Raw genomic sequence first — 18,647 nt, 5'->3', positions numbered from 1 at the left:
CTAAGATCTAAACTCTAAGCCCTGATTCCTAAAGCCAAAGTTCTATCTATACTCTAACCGGCTTACGCCTCTTTATACACGCTGCGCAACAATGCGATTTCCTTCGCATAGCCGTCCAGTTCATTCGGTGTTTCCAAATAGAACGGCAATGTTCTAAGCGCCGGATGATTAATAATGCGTGTTATGGCATCCAAGCCGATATGGCCTTCGCCGATTTTTTCGTGACGGTCTTTGTGAGCGCCGCGCGGATTCTTCGAGTCATTCAAATGAATCGCCTGCAAATAGTCTAAGCCGATAACGCGGTCAAATTCGTCCACTACACTGTCCAGGCCGTCAATAACATCGTAACCGCCTTCATGGATATGACAGGTATCAAGGCACACGCCCATATATTCTTTCAACTTAACGCCGTCCAGAATGCGGGCGATTTCTTCAAAGGTGCGGCCCACTTCGGTGCCCTTGCCGGCCATGATTTCTAGAAGAACCTTCGTCTGCATGCCTTCAAACAGCGTTTCATTCAATGCTTCTACGATGTATTCAATGCCCTGATCCACGCCCTGCTTTACATGGCTGCCCGGATGGAAATTATATAAATTGCCCGGCAAATATTCGAGGCGCTCCAAATCTTCGCGCATCATATTTTTCGCAAACCCGCGCAAGCCCGGATCGGCTGCGCAAGTATTCATCGTATACGGTGCATGACCTAGAATTTTGCCAAAATTATGTTCCTTCGCAAAATCCTGTAAAGCTTTCATGTCCGCTTCGTCAAATGTGCGGGCCTTGCCGCCGCGCGGATTGCGCGTAAAGTATTGGAACGTATTAGCCCCTAAACTGAGCGCTTCTTCGCCCATATGTAAATACCCTTTACTGATAGATAAATGACAACCGATAGTTAGCATATTGTCTCCTTATATAAAAACATTCTTCTAAAATCACGTTATGTATAAAAACAGCCCAAACTGATTAAGCTGATTCATCCGTATTTCAAAGGAGTCACACTTCAAAAATGACTCACACTCATTAGTATATAACAAAAAAGAGCCTTGCGGCTCTTTTAATGTACTACTTTAAACATATATGTCCATGTGTCTATTATGACACGTAAAATGCATGCATCAAATTAATGCGCGTCTTTACGCTGACAATCCGGACACACACCTTCAAATGTAATTTGTTGTCCTGTTACTTTATATTGACTTAGCATTTCCACTTCATGGAACATGTCTTCCATTTCCATGCCGTCTAAGTCGTCAACGCGGTTGCAAACGGTACAACGCAAATGTGGGTGGTTATGAGTATCCCAATCGTAACGACTGCATTCGTCGCCAATGTCTAGTACTTTTACAAGGCCGATTTTTTCAAAAATTTCCATCGTCTTGTATACGGTAGCCAAACTCATTGTTGGATGCTCGTTGCGCAAACTTTGGTAAATCATTTCCGCAGTTGGATGCTCATTTTGCCCATAAAGCACTTGGTAGATTGCAATTCGTTGAGGAGTTACTTTAAAGCCCTCAGAACGTAATTTTTGTGCAATATCCATATGAATCAACCTCTCCACTCGGATTAAAATAAAATACGCACTACTTAGTACCACTAATTTATAACAACATTAATTAGTAAACAATAATAATTATTGTTAAATAATTATAGCAAAGTTAGTCTATTTTTGCAAGATACCGCCTAAGTAGACATACGTAAATAGTACGGACATCATGGAGATAGAGTTACATATGGTCGTTTAAAATTAGTATTTAGTTGTATAAAAACAGGCAATCAGTTAGCCTTGTTATATAATAGAGCTAACTGATTTTCCGTTAAAAACTTAGTCTTTGAAATAAGGTTTGAACGCGCCGCTCTGGGAGTTGCGGTTTTTATTACCTTCTTCATTGCGACGGTTATAGCCGTTGCCTTTGCGATTGCGGTTGCCGTGAGAATCACCACGGAACTTGCGGCCTTCATAAGAATCACCTTTACGGCCTTCACCGCGGTTGTCGCTGCGACGGTTGGAGTAGCGGCTGTTGCGCTGACCGTCACGACGGCGGGAATCTTTACCGAAAGTACGTTTCTTACGAACGCGAAGCGGTGCTTCTTCTGTAATCTTAACCGGTGTTGTATCAGGCTCTTTCGTGAGCAACTTAATGGCTGCAGCCACCAAGGATACAGAGTCAAGATCATTCAACAATTCTTCCGCACTGGCGCGATATTCTTTCAAGTTTTCAGTGTCATCCACCATGTGAATGAGGCTCTGAACAGCTAATTTCTGCTGACCTTCAAGAACTTCGCCCAAGGATGGAGCACGACGGCGGGCAATCTTACGTTTCGTCAAACGTTCAATGGCATGTAAATGTTCCATTTCACGAGGGATAACGAATGTATTTGCCATACCGGCTTTACCGGCACGACCGGTACGACCTACACGGTGTACATAGCTTTCAGGGTCTTGCGGTAAGTCGTAGTTGTAAACGTGAGTTACACCGCTAATGTCGAGACCGCGGGCAGCCACGTCGGTAGCTACGAGAATATCGATTGTGCCTTCACGGAACTGACGGATAACGCTGTCGCGTTTCTGCTGAGACAAGTCGCCGTGAATACCTTCCGCCATGTAGCCGCGTTTTTTAAGACCTTCGGTCACTTCGTCAACACGACGTTTTGTACGGCCGAACACGATAGCCAGCTCAGGAGCCTGCATGTCGAGTAAGCGACAGAGCAAGTCGAACTTCTGACGATCCTGTACTTCAATGTAGTACTGTTCGATCAGGTCCATTGTTACCTGTGTCGGTTTCATGCGGATAAGGCGTGGTTCTTTTAAGTAATTTTCAGCTAAAGCCTGAATTGCCGGCGGCATAGTCGCAGAGAATAGCAATGTCTGACGCGCTTCAGGTACAGCACTTAAAATCTTATTAATATCATCTACGAATCCCATGTTGAGCATTTCGTCCGCTTCGTCGAGTACTACAACGCGTACTTTGTCAAAGCTTACAGAGCCGCGTTCCATATGGTCCATCAAACGGCCCGGAGTTGCTACGATAATCTGAGGATTCTTGCGAAGACTACGGAATTGACGTTGAATATCCTGTCCGCCATAAATAGGTAACGCCTGGATCTGCGTATGCTGTGCCATCTTGTTCAGCTCTTCCGCTACTTGGATGGCCAGTTCGCGAGTTGGCGATAAAATCAATACCTGTACAGCCCGTAACTGTTCGTCCACTTGTTCTAAAGCGGGAATACCGAAGGCCGCCGTTTTACCGGTACCTGTCTGAGCCTGTCCGATCATATCGAGACCGCTCATAGCTACAGGGATTGCTTCCTGTTGAATTGGCGTAGGTTCTTCAAACCCCATATCATTTAACGCACGCAATATGGGTTCACTAATCTGTAATTCTTCAAATTTTTCAAGCATGAACTATATGAGTCCTCCTTATAATAAAGCCTTTTTTCTAAAGGTAATATGTAAATATATTCTATAAATCTAAATTGACGTATTATTCATTATATCACAAGTAAACACCAATAGCCAAACCGGAATAGATAATTTCTGGTTTGGCTATTATGTCTTTCAACCTTTACGAGCAGAATTTATTTCTTCTTGCTGTACGTAATGGTTATATTGTTATTAACAAATGGTTCCGCTTCCCGGCGTTTGTTATTGCCGCGATTGTTGCGGTTATTTCGGTTGTTACGATTATCACGATTATCGCGGTTTCTATTCTGACCTTGTTGATCGCCGTTACCGCCATTGCGTCGCTGTTCATTGCGCTCGCCGCTGCGGCGGTTATTGCGACGGCCTTCGCCGTCATTGCCTTGAGCCCCTTCACCATTGCCCGTATTGCGGCGACGATTATTGCGGCCCGCTTCATTCGAATCATTGCCCTCTTCACGAGAACCGTTTTGCCCTTTTTCTTTGTCGCGCAAGCTCTTCATAGACAGACCGATACGATTGCGTTCCGGTTCTACGGAAATAATTTCCGCTTCAATAATATCACCTACGGCCAATACGTCGGACGGGTGCTGATTGCGTCGGCAGAATTCACTGCGGTGCAAGAGACCGTTTACTTTGAGGCCGAAGTCGACGAAAGCGCCGAAGTCGACTACGTTGTGAACAGTACCTTTAACTACGGTCCCTACTTTCACGTCTTCCAAGCTCATGATGTGCTTGCGAGTCATTGGGGCCGGCAAATCTTCGCGAGGGTCGCGACCCGGTTTTGCCAAGGCCTCTAAAATGTCGCGCACTGTAGGCACACCGGCATCGAGCTGTGCAGCCAGTTGTTCCGCATCAACGTCCGCCAATTTGCCAAGTAGTGCCTGATGGGCCGTTTTATCAGTGAGCTGTGCCAATTGGAAGCCCAAGTGATTAATGATGGCTTCTGCAATGCCGTACGATTCCGGATGCACCGGTGTATTATCCAACGGATTCACACTGTCCTTAATGCGAAGGAAGCCCGCGCATTGAGTAAATGCGGCCGGTCCTAAGCGTTTAACTTTAAGAAGTTCCTTACGGGATGTGAAAGTACCTACTTCTTTGCGGTATTCCACGATGTTGCCCGCCACAGTACCGCTAATACCTGCCACATGTTGTAAAATGGCCGGCGATGCGGTGTTAAGTTCAACACCTACATGGTTAACTACGGTTTCTACCACTTGATCAAGTGTTGCTGTCAACTGTTTCTGGTTTACGTCGTGCTGGTATTGACCGACACCAATCGACTTAGGATCAATTTTAACGGCTTCCGCCAACGGATCCTGCACACGGCGCGCAATCGAAACAGCACCGCGGATAGATACGTCCAGGTCAGGCAATTCTTCAATCGCCAATTTCGACGCGGAGTAAACGGACGCGCCCGCTTCGTTCGTAATAATATAGTGGCAGTCCAAGCCTTCTTCTTCAATCAGATTGGACACGAATTGTTCTGTTTCATACGATGCTGTACCGTTACCGATGGAGATGAGCGTAACCTTCCACTTGCGAATGCGTTTCGGCATATCCGCTTTGGCCGCTTCTTTGCCCCGTTCGCCGGATGTTAAATGGTAAATGCCCTGGTCGAGTACATTCCCCTGCGCATCGATAATCGCCATTTTACAGCCCATGCGATAGCCCGGATCCAAGCCCATAATTACATGGCCTGCCAATGGTGGCTGCAGCAGCAAGTTGCGCAAGTTCGTACCGAATACTTTAATAGCCTGCTCATCCGCATTTTCCGTCAACGTCTTTCTGATTTCACGTTCCAATGCAGGTAAAATCAGGCGTTTGTATGCATCGGCGGCAGCCGCTTCTTTGTACGGAGCCATAGCAGGCGCTCCGTCATTTGGCAACTTGCCGATAATATACGCAATGTATGCTTCGTCATTTGCTTTTAACGTTACTTTAAGGGCGCCCAATTTCTCGCCGCGATTAATAGCCAAGATACGGTGGGATGGCATCTGGTGAATCTGTTCTTCGTATTCAGCGTACTGAAGGAAGCCCTTTTTCACTTCTTCATCATCACCGGTCAAAGCGGCCGCAATGGTGTCCTTATTCCAGATTGCTTCACGCAAATAAGCGCGCAAGTCAGCACGATCACTGATATCTTCCGCCAAAATATCCATAGCCCCTTGTAAGGCGGCTTCCGTCGTTTCCACCGTTTCATTTACAAACGGAGCGGCTAATTCTTCCGCACTTTCCGTACGCTCTTTGCCGGTCTGGCAAATCAAGTCCGCAAGCGGTTCCAAGCCCGCTTCGCGAGCAATGGACGCACGGGTACGCTTTTTCGGGCGATATGGCAAATACAAATCTTCCAGTTCCTGAAGCTTCATAGCCCCTTCCAACTGGGCTGCCAATTCAGGCGTCATCTTTTCCTGTTCCGTAATGGAGCGCACGATTTCTTCGCGGCGACTTTCCAAATTGCGCAGATATTTAATGCGTTCTTCAATTTCGCGTAATTGTTCGTCCTTCAATTCACCGGTTTTTTCCTTGCGGTAACGGGCGATAAAAGGTACCGTATTACCTTCATCCATCAGCTCTACTGCTACTTTTACCTGCCAATCTTTTACACCCAGTTCACCGGCAATGTGGTGAGCCATTTTTTCTAACATGTACTACTAACTCCTTTAGCTATAGGCGCTTAAACGCGGCTATATATTACAAAATCAAATTTCAACTCGTCCGTTTCATCGTTGCCCGTCTGTCGTGCGGACTCCATAAATACATCACGATCTATTTCAGGGAAAACTGCATCGCCTTCGAAGTCCTGAAAAATTTCAGTCACATAGAGACGGTCTGCATACGGCATGAAAGCCTTATACATTTCGGCACCGCCGATGCAGAAGGTTATGTCTTTCACAGCATTGGCCGCTTCAGCCGCTTCTTCCGGGCTGTGGAAAACGCGCACCCCTTCATAAGGCGGTACGTAGTCGGCCTGACGGGTTACTACCCAATGTTCACGATTCGGCAACAACTTTGGCAATGATTCCAATGTTTTCCGCCCCATGATAATAACATGACCGGACGTGAGTAATTTAAAATGCTGCAAATCCTTCGAAATGTACCAAATCAATTGGTTGTCTTTGCCAATCACATTATTGGCGGCCTTAGCCACAATCATCGCTAACATGGTAAACCTCCATAACCTGTTTAATCCCTATTCCCAATTTATCTGAATTTATCAGTATATGATACTACTGAATTTATCGGTATATAATACTACGTAATTCACTATATAATAGCGTAATGATAACATAACTCACTGCTTCTTATACTGCTACATCCATCGGCAATTTACCCAGATGTTCGTATCCTTCCAATTTTACATCGTCAGGTGTGATTGCGTAGAAATCCTTCAAGTCCGGATTTACCCAAATCTTAGGTGCCGCCAATGCCTGGTCACGACGGGCCAGCTGTGTTTTCAATGCTTCCAAATGATTTTCGTAAATGTGTGCATTGTTGATGACATGGGTAAAGCGCCCCGGTTTAAGCCCGCTTACCTGCGCGATGAGGCAAAGAAGTGTGGCATACTGCGTCATGTTGAACGGCACGCCAAGGCCCATATCGCCGCTGCGCTGAATGAGCATGCAGTTCAAGCGGTCACCTTCCACATCCCACAATGTTTCATACGCACATGGCTGTAACGCCATATCCGGTAAATCTTCAATATTCCACAGGGTCACAATCATGCGGCGGCTCTGCGGATCTTCTTTAATCATGCGAAGCAAGTTGTCCACCTGTTTGTATTTGGCCAGTTGGTAACCATAGGCTTTGCCGATAGTGCCGTCTTCGCGCATCCATTCATCCCACACATGAACGCCCATGGCCTGCAACTCTTTCACATCATTGCTCTGTTTTTGCCAGATCCATAATAATTCTTTTAACGCCGTTTTAAAGGCCACAAATTTTGTTGTTAAAATGGGAAATTCTTCCGCCACATCAAATTGCATTACCTGATGGGCCAATTTATACGTAGGAATCCCCGTGCGATTGTTGGCGTAATAGCCGTCTTTTAAAATGCGCTCAATTATTCCTAAATATTGTGTATCTGCAGAACTCATAAGGGCCTCCTCCGCTCAAATCTATAATCTGTTCCAAATTTGGAATCCATCCAAAATCCAGAATCTATTCCCAAGCTAGAAAAAACTATATACATTCTTCTATCTTATTGGTTATCTTAGTCGTTATCTAAATCGCTATTTTATTATTATCTAACTCGCTATCTTATTTATTATCTGACTTTTTAGCTTACTTTGCATCTTACTTATCATTATACTTGTTAATGACCGCCAAGAAGGACAGGCCGAACTCTTGTAATTTCGCCGCGCCCACACCTTTAATGTTGTGAAGGTCCGCCAAGGTTTGCGGCTTTGTGGACGCCATGTCAATGAGAACCGTATCCGGGAAAATGAGGTACGGTGGCACTTTTTTAGCTTCGCTAAGCTTCTTGCGATGCTCACGGAGCACGTCGAAGAGACTCTTCTTGCGCGGACCTGCTGTGCCGCGACTCCCCTGATTGCCATAGGCGAATCCTTGTCCGGCATAGCCTTGGTTGCTGTAACCGCCATGACTCTTTCCGGCAGAGCCTGCACCGCCCCGGCCTTTCGCGCCATGACCGTTTGTACCATGACCGCGATGCGGTTCTTCCCGCACATCCACAACGCGGCGCACCACTTCATGCACTTCACTTTCGCCATCCAGTACAGATTCAGCCGCCGGTTCCAAACTTAAAATCGGATACTTCCCTGTCGCACAGTGAAGATATCCCAGCGATACAAACTGACGAATCAGTCCTTTCACTTCTTTCTCGTCCATGTCGCGCAAGGCACCGAATACGGTCAGTCGGTCCCAACCGTAACGGACTACGCGGTCCGTCCGATTGCCCAGCACAATATCTGCAATCATGGCCGCCCCATATCGCTCTTCCGTAGCCAGAATGGCGCGGAAAATATAGGACGCCTCTTTCGTCAAATTGCGCGGCTTTGCCCGGTGTTTACAGGAACTGCAGTTATTGCAATGTGTCCATTTCACCGGCTCGCCGAAATAGTTCAACATATATCTTCGTAAACATTCGCCCGTAAAGCAATAGTTTATCATCTGCTGCAATTTCGTCATTTCAATGCGGCGCCGTTCCGGTTCATGCACCGATTCGTTGATCAAATACTTGTGAATCATCACATCGCGCCCGCTGTAGAGCAGCACGCACACCGCCGGACCTCCGTCACGGCCGGCGCGCCCCGCTTCCTGGTAATAACTTTCCATGTTGCGCGGCATCTGGTAATGAAGCACATAGCGCACATTACTCTTGTCGATTCCCATGCCAAATGCACTGGTGGCCACCATAATTTTAACCTGATCGTACGCATAGCGCTCCTGCTGTATCTTACGCACTTCATCGGACAGGCCCGCATGATAATAACCGGCTTCGTAGCCTCGTTTTACCAACTCGCCGTAAATCTGCTCCACATCCTTGCGTGTAGAGCAATAGACGATGCCGTTCTCATCCTTATGGGCCTCCACAAATTGAAGTATGTACTCCAACTTCCGTGCAGGCTGAACCACGGAGAACGATAGATTTGGCCGGTCAAAGCCCGTAATATGAACCTTGGCGTTCTCCAAGCCTAAAAGCCGCTTCATATCGCGCTCTACTTCCTGTGTCGCGCTGGCCGTAAAGGCGCCGATAACCGGACGCCGAGACAAGCTTTGAATAAAAGGAGCAATGAGCTGGTAAGATGGTCTGAAATCATGGCCCCACTGGGAAACGCAGTGCGCTTCGTCGATAATGACCTGATCAATCGGCAATTGTTGCAGGAAGTTTTTAAAATAGTCCGACCCCAGTCGCTCCGGCGCCAAATAAAGAAGCTTTATCTGCCCGGCCCGCAGCTGCCGCATGACGGCCGCCACCTGGTCCTGCTCCAAGGTGCTGTTTATATAAGCCGCCGCAATCCGCTGCAAGCGCAGGCCTTGAACCTGGTCCTGCATGAGCGAAATGAGCGGTGAAAATACGATGGTTAGTCCTTTACGCAATAAGGCCGGCACTTGGAAGCAAATAGACTTACCCGCGCCGGTCGGCATAATGGCCAGAATATCCTGCCCTGCCAATAAGGATGCTACAGGCACTTCCTGTGCCGGTCTGAACGAGGAATAGCCGAAATAATGCTGCAATACTTTTTCAGCCGCTTCATGCGCCATACCATCACATCCTTTCAAAACGTTACTACAAACCGTCTTTTTATTTTACCATTTATCCATGAGGTAAGTAAAATTTTATTGGGAAGGTGGTTCCTCCTTATTCCTCATGTAAAAAAGTCCCAATGCAAGTTACTACCGAAGTAAATACATCCATTGAATATTACTTAATTTTCTTATCACTTTTTTCTATAGAATTTTCTATTTTATATAGTGAGCACCCCGAAAATATGATATAATACAATAATATTAGCAAATTATGAAGGGAGGAGTACTGCCTATGTACTCACAAATTTCCGTCATCATAGCCTTTGCCATTTATTTGGGGCTCATGATGTATATTGGAATTTATTACTATCGAAAATCCAAAAACCTTAGCGATTATATTCTAGGTGGTCGCCAACTGGGCCCGTGGCTCACATCAATGAGTGCGGAAGCGTCAGACATGAGCGGCTGGATGCTCATGGGCTTGCCGGGCTTTGCGTACAGTACAGGCATTTCCGCGATTTGGCTAGCCATTGGTCTGGCCGGTGGCACTTGGCTCAACTGGGTATTCGTATCTAAGCGACTTCGCAATCACACAGAAGTGGCCAACAACAGTCTTACCATTCCGGACTATTTAAAAAATCGTTTCCGCGATACAACCAAGATTTTACCAATCGTTTCAGCCCTGTTTATCGTAATCTTCTTCCTTATTTATACATCATCAGGCTTCGTAGCGGGCGGTAAATTATTCAATACGATCTTCGGTATCGACTATGTAACATCCTTGTTCATCACGGCCGGCGTTGTTATCTTCTACACCTTCCTGGGCGGCTTCCTCGCAGTAAGCTGGACAGACCTAATCCAAGGTACGATGATGTTCTTCGCCATTCTAGTCGTTCCAATTACAGCAGCCTTTGCGTTGGGCGGTCCTGCCAGCACAGCCAATCTGATTGCGACGGAATTCCCACAAGGCCTTTCCATTTGGGGGCCTGAAACCGATACATTCACATTAACAATCGGCATTATTTCATCCCTTGCCTGGGGCCTCGGCTACTTCGGTCAGCCTCACATTCTCGTTCGCTTCATGGCCATCTCCAGTGCGAAAGAATTGAAAAAGGCTACAAACATTGCGGTTATCTGGGTAATCTTCGCCCTCACCGCCGCCGTATTTGTAGGTCTTATCGGCAAAGTATACTTATCTACCCCATTAGTTGATTCCGATGTAGAACGCGTATTCCTCGTAATGAACGAAGAGCTGTTCCCTCCATTCGTAGCCGGTCTTATCTGGTCCGCCGTATTAGCCGCCATCATGAGTACCGCATCCGGTCAACTCCTCGTAACAGCGTCTTCCGTGGCACAGGATTTATACAAAAATCTTGTTAAACACGAAACTAACGACTACGAATTAGTTATGATCAGCCGTATTACCGTATTGGCTGTATCCGCATTAGCACTTTGGCTTGCCATGGATCCAAGTAGCTACATTCTTACAATGGTTGCTTACGCGTGGGCCGGCTTCGGTGCCGCCTTTGGCCCGGCCATTCTCCTCTCCCTGTTCTGGCGTCGCATGACCTTGCGAGGTTGTGTTGCCGGCGTAGTGGTAGGTGGTCTTACCGTATTGATTTGGAAACAGTTTGCATGGTTCGGTCTCTATGAAATCGTTCCGGGCTTCCTGTTCTCCTTCATCTCCATCATCGTAGTGAGCCTTCTCGATGCTCCGCCATCTAAAGAAATCACCGATGAATTCGATGCGGCTCAGCAGATGCACATTCTATAATACGAACAAAAAGAGTTCTCCTCAGTATTGTCCCCCGTATGGGCCGGCAATCTGAGTGAGAACTCTTTTTTATTAGCGAACGGTAACTGTCGTATTACCGGTCGGTACGATGAAACGAAGATTTTTATAGGTTGGCTCTACTACCCAATGTCCATGCGTATCCATAACGCCCCATTTATTATCTACGCGCACAGCCGTATAATAGGACTTAAAGTTAGATACGTCCTGGATCTTAATATCTTTAGCTTCATATAGTACTTGGCCTGTTTTGTCTATGATTTTGTATCCTGTAAATCCGTCACCCAACAGGGAGTCGCCCGTTACCCAGGCTACACCTTCAGAGCCGAAGAAGGTGTACTTGGCGTCTTTAGACAGTTTGAACATTTCCTGACGGCTCGGTTCCATGCGGTACACATGCTTGCCATCGTCCGCCGTGGCTACCACGTAACTGTCGTTCATAAAGTCAACGGCACTATACAGGAACGGTAACACTTCCGTATTAGTCATATAGTTCATGACGCCCCGTTTTTCTGTATTCTTATTTTTTAACGCAATATAAGAATCCGGCAAACTGAGACTTTCCAATTCATAATCGCCGAACGGAATCAGGAATTGGCCGTTGCGATTCACCACCGCCAGCTGGTTGTTATCTTCAATAATTGTGCCGAAGTTCATCATAGGATATACGTAGTCATTTTTGCTGTCTACAACAATACGTCCATCCCGATCGATGTAGCCTCGTTTTGTCTTATCTTTAGTGATCATAACGCCACTTAAATAATGATTGTCGAAGTAATCATCGTCGTAGAAATGGCCGAAGCCGATGAACGTATCACCACTGTTGCCGCCTAATCCAAAGCCTAAGGCCACATTGCCGATAGCGCCCAGTAAATTGAAACCCGATGTGTGGCGCTGAATTTCTGCAAGGCCGTTATTGTACGGATAAACAATGTCTGCCGTTACCTGGAACAATTCCTGCCCTGTGCCGTCAATGCCAACCAGCTTGCCCTTCTCATTCTTTACAAAGGCTCGATCTTCACTGAAATCCGCATATACATCTTTATACTTAGGTGCAATTACCACTTCATCCTGTACGTTTTTAAAGCCATATCGTTTAGTGGTTGTATCCTTGTAAGGGAAATATAAATCTGACGGATAGGTTTTTTCCGACCGTTCAGGTGCCACAACACGCACACCTACATAAGGCTTTTCCCCATCTGCAGCAGCATCGGACTGTTTCTTTTTATTCTTTGGATTTGAAAATACTAACGTACGACCTTTATTGGCGGCTTCCACATATTTGTAAGCCGGTTTTACTATTTCATGCCCCTGTGCATCAATAAGGCCATACCCGTCTTTTGTTTCTACCACAGCCAATGCGGTTTCAATTGTTTTATAGTCTTCCGCCGAATTGCCGTGAATCCCCGTTTCCAGCCCGGCCACCTTAAAGCTATCCACTGTATTTAGCGGTGTTTCATTTACATAATTAACTTCATCCTGCAACACGTAGGTAGTCTCCAATGGTGCTATGGTCTCCGAAATGGTTGCACTGCTCTCGCTCCACCCCAAGCTGCATGTGCAGATTGCTGCCAGTAGCAGCGCTTTTTGCGTTTTTCTTAATTTCATATATGGCCTCCTCACTTCTTACCATATACAATGACATACTACTTACTATGCCATACACACAAATAAAACAACAGCGACAGCGTCAAATCAACACTTATGCCGTCTGTCAAAATAGGGCAAATGTTCATAATCTCAAAAAATCCCCTTTGATTTATTGAGTGAACCTGTTCTTATGTCTATTATATGCATTGAATTGTAAAATAACAAATATATTAAAAACAAAAAACCACAAGTCCTCTAGGGGAACTTGTGGTTCTTGCTTATGTTAATACACCAGCTACGCTAGTCTATTATTATAAATTTTCTTCAAAGCCTTTTTGTAAACGAACGTAGGATAGACGACGTTCCTTAGCGTCAGCTTCAGTCTTAGCGAATAATTCTTCTGCCATTTCTGGGTTGGATTTTCTTAAGGAAGCATAACGAACTTCGTTCATCAAGAAGTCACGGAAGTTTTCAGTTGGTTCTTTGGAATCCAAGCTGAATGGGTTTTTACCTGCAGCTTTTAATGCTGGGTTGAAACGGTATAAATCCCAGTAACCGGAAGCAACGGCACGGCGTTGTTCTTCCTGAGCATTACCCATACCGCCTTTGATACCATGGTTGATACATGGAGCGTAAGCGATAATTAAGGATGGTCCTGGATATGCTTCAGCTTCTGTGATAGCTTTCATCAACTGGTTCTTATCAGCACCCATGGATACCTGAGCTACATATACATAGCCATAGGACATAGCCATCATACCAAGGTCTTTCTTCTTAGTACGTTTACCGCTGGCAGCGAATTGAGCTACAGCAGCTGTATGAGTGGATTTGGAGGATTGACCGCCAGTATTGGAGTAAACTTCAGTATCGAATACGAATACGTTGATGTCTTCGCCGGAAGCTAATACATGGTCAAGACCGCCGAAACCGATATCGTAGGACCAGCCGTCACCACCGAAGATCCATTGGGAACGTTTAACAAGATATTGTTTCTTGTCGATCATTTCCTGGATTTCAGGAGTTTTGTCAGCTTTTTCAAGTTCAGCAACAAGAGCTGCTACGCGTTCACGAGAGCCTTCGCCCTGATCTTTAGCTTCTAACCAAGTGTTGATAGCTTCTTTCAAGCTAGGAGCTGCAGTTTCAGCAACTTTAGCAGCAGTTTCAGCTAATTCAGTGCGAACTTTCTTAGCACCGATTAACATACCATAGCCATATTCAGCAGCATCTTCGAACAAGGAGTTGCCCCATGCTGGACCATGACCTTCTTGGTTCTTAGTGTAAGGGGATGCTGGCATGGAAGCGCCCCAGATAGAGGAACAACCGGTAGCATTAGCAATAACCATGCGGTCGCCGAACAATTGAGTGATCAAGCGAGCGTAAGGAGTTTCGCCACAACCTGCGCAAGCGCCGGAGAATTCGAGCAATGGAGTTTCGAACTGGCTACCTTTTACAGTATCTTTCTTCATTGGGTTAGCTTTTTTAGGTAATTTAATTGCATAATCCCAAGTTTCAGCAAATTCCATTTCGCCATCGATTGGACGCATTTCAATTGCTTTTCCTTTAGGGGATGGACAAATATTTACGCAGTTGGAGCAACCTAAGCAATCAAGTGGAGATACAGCAATGCGGAATTGTAAACCGTCTTTGCTGCCCAATGCTGGGATAGCTTCGAAGTTTGCAGGACCGTTTTTAACTTCTTCTTCAGTAGCAAGTACTGGACGAATAGTAGCGTGTGGACATACGAACGCACATTGGTTACATTGGATACAGTTTTCTTTGATCCAGTGTGGAACGAATAATGCAGCACCACGTTTTTCGTATGCAGCTGTACCGTTTGGTAAAGTACCATCTTCATAAGTAGCGAAAGTACTTACAGGTAAATCATAGCCTGCTTGAGCATTTACAGGGTTACTGATGTTTGCTACATAGCTTGGGCAAGATTCGCAACCAGGTTTAACAGCAGCGGCTTTAGTGTCAACAGCGTCTTTCCAAGCAGCTGGAACGTCGATTTTAACTAAAGCGTCTACACCGCGGTCGATAGCAGCGTTGTTCATGTCAACAACGTTTTGACCTTTACGGCCGTAAGTTTTTTCTACGGAATCTTTTAAGTATTCAATAGCTTTATCTACAGGGATGATGTTTGTCAATTTGAAGAAAGCAGCCTGACAAATCATGTTAATACGTCCGCCTAAGCCGATTTCTTGAGCGATCTTAGCAGCGTTAATGATGTAGAAGTTTAATTCTTTTTCAGCAATTGTACGACGAAGTTTAGCTGGTAATTTTTCGTCTAATTCTTCAGGACCCCAAGTACAGTTCAATAAGAAAGTGCCGCCTTTTTTGATACCGCGGAGTAAATCGTATTCATGTACATAGGATTGACGATGACATGCGATGAATTCAGGTTCAGTTACGAGGTAAGGTTTGTTGATTGGAGTCTTACCGAAACGTAAGTGAGACATAGTTACGCCACCGGATTTTTTGGAGTCGTAATCGAAGTATGCTTGAGCATACATGTCAGTGTAGTCACCGATGATTTTGATAGCGGATTTGTTGGCACCAACAGTACCGTCGGAACCGAAGCCCCAGAATTTACAGCCTGTTAAGCCTTCGTCCTTAATGTCAACGCCTTCAGCGCGGTTTAAGGAAAGGTTAGTTACGTCGTCTTCTACACCTAAAGTGAATTGACGTTTAGGTTGAGCTGCAACCATGTTGTCAAATACAGCAACGATGTCGGAAGGAATAACGTCTTTGGAGCTTAAGCCATAACGACCTGCAAATACTTTTGCGTTAACGTCGTTCTGTACTAAAGCAGCCTGAACGTCTAAGAATAAAGGTTCAGCCAATGCGCCTGGTTCTTTAGTGCGGTCTAATACTGCAACGCGTTCTACAGTCTTAGGAAGAGCAGCTACGAAACGTTCAGTAGCGAATGGGCGGAACAAGTGAACTTTGATCATACCAACTTTACGGCCTTGAGCAACTAAGTAGTTTACAGTTTCTTCAACTACCTGGCAGCTGGAACCCATAGCTACAACAACGTCAGTAGCGTCAGGAGCACCTACATAGTTGAACAACTGATAGTCGCGACCTGTAATTTTGTTGATTTCTGCCATGTAATGTTCTACTACATTTGGAACTTCCAAGTAGAATGGGTTGGCAGCTTCACGATGCTGGAAGTAAATATCAGGGTTTTCAGCAGTACCGCGAGTTACAGGGGAATCTGGGTTCAAGGCACGTTGACGGAATGCTTTAACAGCTTCCATATCTACTAATGGTTTTAAGTCTTCATAGTCAAGAACTTCGATTTTTTGAATTTCATGGGAAGTTCTGAAACCGTCGAAGAAGTTAATGAAAGGTACACGAGTCTTGATTGCAGTTAAATGTGCAACAGCGGAAAGGTCCATAACTTCTTGAACAGATGCTTCGGAAAGCATAGCACAACCTGCAGCACGAGCTGCCATTACGTCCTGGTGGTCACCGAAGATGGAAAGAGCATGAGTTGCTAACGCACGAGCAGCTACATGGAATACACCTGGAAGTAATTCACCGGCTACTTTGTAAAGGTTAGGTAACATTAAAAGTAAGCCTTGAGAAGATGTGAAAGTGGTAGTTAAGGCACCTGCCTGTAAAGAACCGTGTACAGCACCGGCTGCGCCAGCTTCGGATTGCATTTCTACAACTTGTACTTGATGTCCGAAGATGTTTTTGCGACCAGTAGCAGACCATTCATCAATGTGTTCTGGCATTGGAGAAGATGGCGTAATTGGATAGATTGCAGCTACTTCGGTAAAACCGTATGCTACGTGAGCTGCCGCCTGGTTGCCGTCCATAGTTTTCATTTTACTCATGTTAAAAAGCCTCCTTAAGCATTAAAAATGAGTTTGTACACTTGCTTACCCTTATTATCTCAGGAACAAATTCCCCCGCACCTAGCGTATCATATAATTTGAATTGCGCATCAACAATCCTATAGTATTATGAATACACTATAGGATTGCCTAAAATGCAATATATTATAATAAACACATGGCCAATCGCCTCTTTAAGGCATTTCTTTACTGACTAAGCAACACATAATGTTAAAATTTAATGCATTAAATGTCGTATTTTTCGTAAAAGCATTGCCTATCTTGCAAAAATGTAATAATATAATACTATTAATACTCAATTACAAGAGGAGGACTTATTTCATTCCTAAAATAACAAATCGATATAGCCTCATACAGTTATTATACAATTATAGTATTGAGATAGCAACAAGAAGGCGAGCATCTGATTTGCTAATTATGAGATTATCAATTGACTTTTTTTCATAGGTCCTTTACTTTTACTCATACATTTAGATGTATCGATTTAATTGCATTCTTATTAGTTGTGTTAAATCATTCTTATGTTACAAATCATTTTTAAAATGAGAATGACCCTGTTACGACGAAAAGAAGTTGAGTAAAATAACAGTTCAGTTTCCCCCTGTGCAGTATGGGCATTTTATACATACTGTATAAAAATACGATAGATAGATGCAGCGTAACATGTTATGATAAAAGAGTTCTTATAATAGATATTATTTGACGCAATCATCTGACTGTCATATAGAGTATTAGTTATGTATCCTATTACTGTGAGCGCTCGAGTCGACGAACGGCACACGCCTTCAAGATACGATTCAAGCCATTTCGAATTTTCACATTATAATTGAGGTGTACCATGGACTTTCATCATTTAAAATACTTCGTTGAAGTAGCCGATCAAAAGAGTTTTAGTAAGGCAGCACGTAACTTGCATATCTCCCAATCTGCGATTAGCCGTACTATCAAGGCCTTGGAAGATGAGCTTGGCGTGGTCCTCTTTATGCGTAATGCCAAATCAGTAGAAATAACTGACGGCGGTACTATCTTCCTGACTCATGCAAAACGCGTCGTGTTCATGTTCGAACACTTAAAAGTAGATTTCGAAAACGAATTCCGTTTGGAACAGGGCTCTATCCTTATCGGTTTGCCTCCAATTACAGACGCTCCGATTTTCGCGCAATTATTGGGCGAATTCAAACGCGCCTATCCGCAAATCGAATTGGAATTATATGAACATGGTTCCAAGAAAATCGAATTGAGCGTACAGGAAGGCCTCATCGATATCGGCATCATCTGTACTAAACCAAATCCTAAAGAGTTTGAATCCTTCTATTTAACAAGCGATCCTCTTTGTGTAATCTTGCCTCGCGACAATCCGTTGGCCAAAGAAAAAGAAATTTCTTTGGAAATGTTGTCTGAAGAATCCTTCGTACTCCACAAGGATGACTTCAATCTTCATGATGAAGTTGTAAAATCCTGTAAACATGCAGGCTTCCAACCTCACATCGTATTCGAAACAAGCCAGCGCGACCTTATGTTGCAAACAGTAGGGGCTCACTTGGCCGTAGCCTTATTGCCAAGCCGTCTCTGCCCAAGCAAAGGTGAAAACACTAAGGTGGGTACCAATGTGGTAGTACGTCCTCTTGTTAAACCGGAAATTACACACACCTTGTATGTAATCTGGAAGAAAGGTCACTACCTCTCCCACGCTTCCCGCTTATGGCTCGATTTTGTAACAGCAAAACTTCCTCTTCCAACAGGAGCGTCTACAGAAGGAAAATAA

At 44.9% G+C, this 18,647-nt stretch carries 11 protein-coding genes; 2 read left to right on the top strand and 9 right to left on the bottom strand.

Annotated features, from left to right (window positions below):
* Positions 1-62: 62 nt before the first annotated feature.
* The 7 genes from KHZ77_RS09370 to recQ all read right to left on the bottom strand — a co-directional run bounded on the left by KHZ77_RS09370 (position 63) and on the right by recQ (position 9,649).
* A complete protein-coding gene (locus KHZ77_RS09370; protein WP_295198286.1) occupies positions 63-899 on the bottom strand; it encodes a deoxyribonuclease IV in 837 nt (278 codons plus the stop codon).
* A 221-nt stretch (positions 900-1,120) separates the two neighbouring features.
* Complete coding sequence (locus KHZ77_RS09365) at positions 1,121-1,540, bottom strand: transcriptional repressor (protein ID WP_295198284.1); 420 nt, start codon at positions 1,538-1,540, stop codon at positions 1,121-1,123.
* A gap of 282 nt (positions 1,541-1,822) precedes the next feature.
* The gene (locus KHZ77_RS09360) at positions 1,823-3,400 is read right to left on the bottom strand and encodes a DEAD/DEAH box helicase (RefSeq protein WP_295198281.1); all 1,578 of its coding nucleotides are present in this window, start codon (positions 3,398-3,400) and stop codon (positions 1,823-1,825) included.
* Positions 3,401-3,576: 176 nt separating this feature from the next.
* Complete coding sequence (locus KHZ77_RS09355; RefSeq protein ID WP_295198279.1) at positions 3,577-6,069, bottom strand: Tex family protein; 2,493 nt, start codon at positions 6,067-6,069, stop codon at positions 3,577-3,579.
* Positions 6,070-6,098: 29 nt separating this feature from the next.
* The gene (locus tag KHZ77_RS09350) at positions 6,099-6,587 is read right to left on the bottom strand and encodes a dihydrofolate reductase (RefSeq protein ID WP_295198277.1); all 489 of its coding nucleotides are present in this window, start codon (positions 6,585-6,587) and stop codon (positions 6,099-6,101) included.
* A gap of 139 nt (positions 6,588-6,726) precedes the next feature.
* Positions 6,727-7,518: a thymidylate synthase gene (locus KHZ77_RS09345; RefSeq protein ID WP_295198274.1), complete on the bottom strand. Its 792-nt coding sequence runs from the start codon at positions 7,516-7,518 to the stop codon at positions 6,727-6,729.
* 199 nt (positions 7,519-7,717) lie between these two features.
* On the bottom strand, positions 7,718-9,649 hold the full coding sequence (gene recQ / locus KHZ77_RS09340) for a DNA helicase RecQ (RefSeq protein WP_295198272.1): 1,932 nt from the start codon (positions 9,647-9,649) through the stop codon (positions 7,718-7,720).
* Between the two features lie 277 nt (positions 9,650-9,926).
* On the opposite strand from recQ, the gene putP reads away from it, so the two are divergent.
* Positions 9,927-11,408 (top strand): sodium/proline symporter PutP, encoded by a 1,482-nt coding sequence (gene putP, locus KHZ77_RS09335; RefSeq protein ID WP_295198269.1) that lies wholly within the window; start codon positions 9,927-9,929, stop codon positions 11,406-11,408.
* Positions 11,409-11,480: 72 nt separating this feature from the next.
* Here the strand turns inward: putP and KHZ77_RS09330 are convergent, their stop codons facing one another.
* Entirely contained in the window at positions 11,481-13,034 is a 1,554-nt protein-coding gene (locus KHZ77_RS09330) for a WG repeat-containing protein (RefSeq protein WP_295198266.1), read from the bottom strand.
* A gap of 293 nt (positions 13,035-13,327) precedes the next feature.
* On the bottom strand, positions 13,328-16,861 hold the full coding sequence (gene nifJ, locus KHZ77_RS09325) for a pyruvate:ferredoxin (flavodoxin) oxidoreductase (protein ID WP_295198263.1): 3,534 nt from the start codon (positions 16,859-16,861) through the stop codon (positions 13,328-13,330).
* A gap of 859 nt (positions 16,862-17,720) precedes the next feature.
* Between nifJ and KHZ77_RS09320 the strand changes: the two genes are divergently transcribed.
* A complete protein-coding gene (locus KHZ77_RS09320; protein ID WP_295198260.1) occupies positions 17,721-18,647 on the top strand; it encodes a LysR family transcriptional regulator in 927 nt (308 codons plus the stop codon).

The sequence above is a fragment of the Veillonella sp. genome (assembly GCF_018364065.1).
Classification (GTDB): Bacteria; Bacillota; Negativicutes; order Veillonellales; family Veillonellaceae; genus Veillonella_A.
This window is presented reverse-complemented; position numbering and strand designations above follow the sequence as displayed.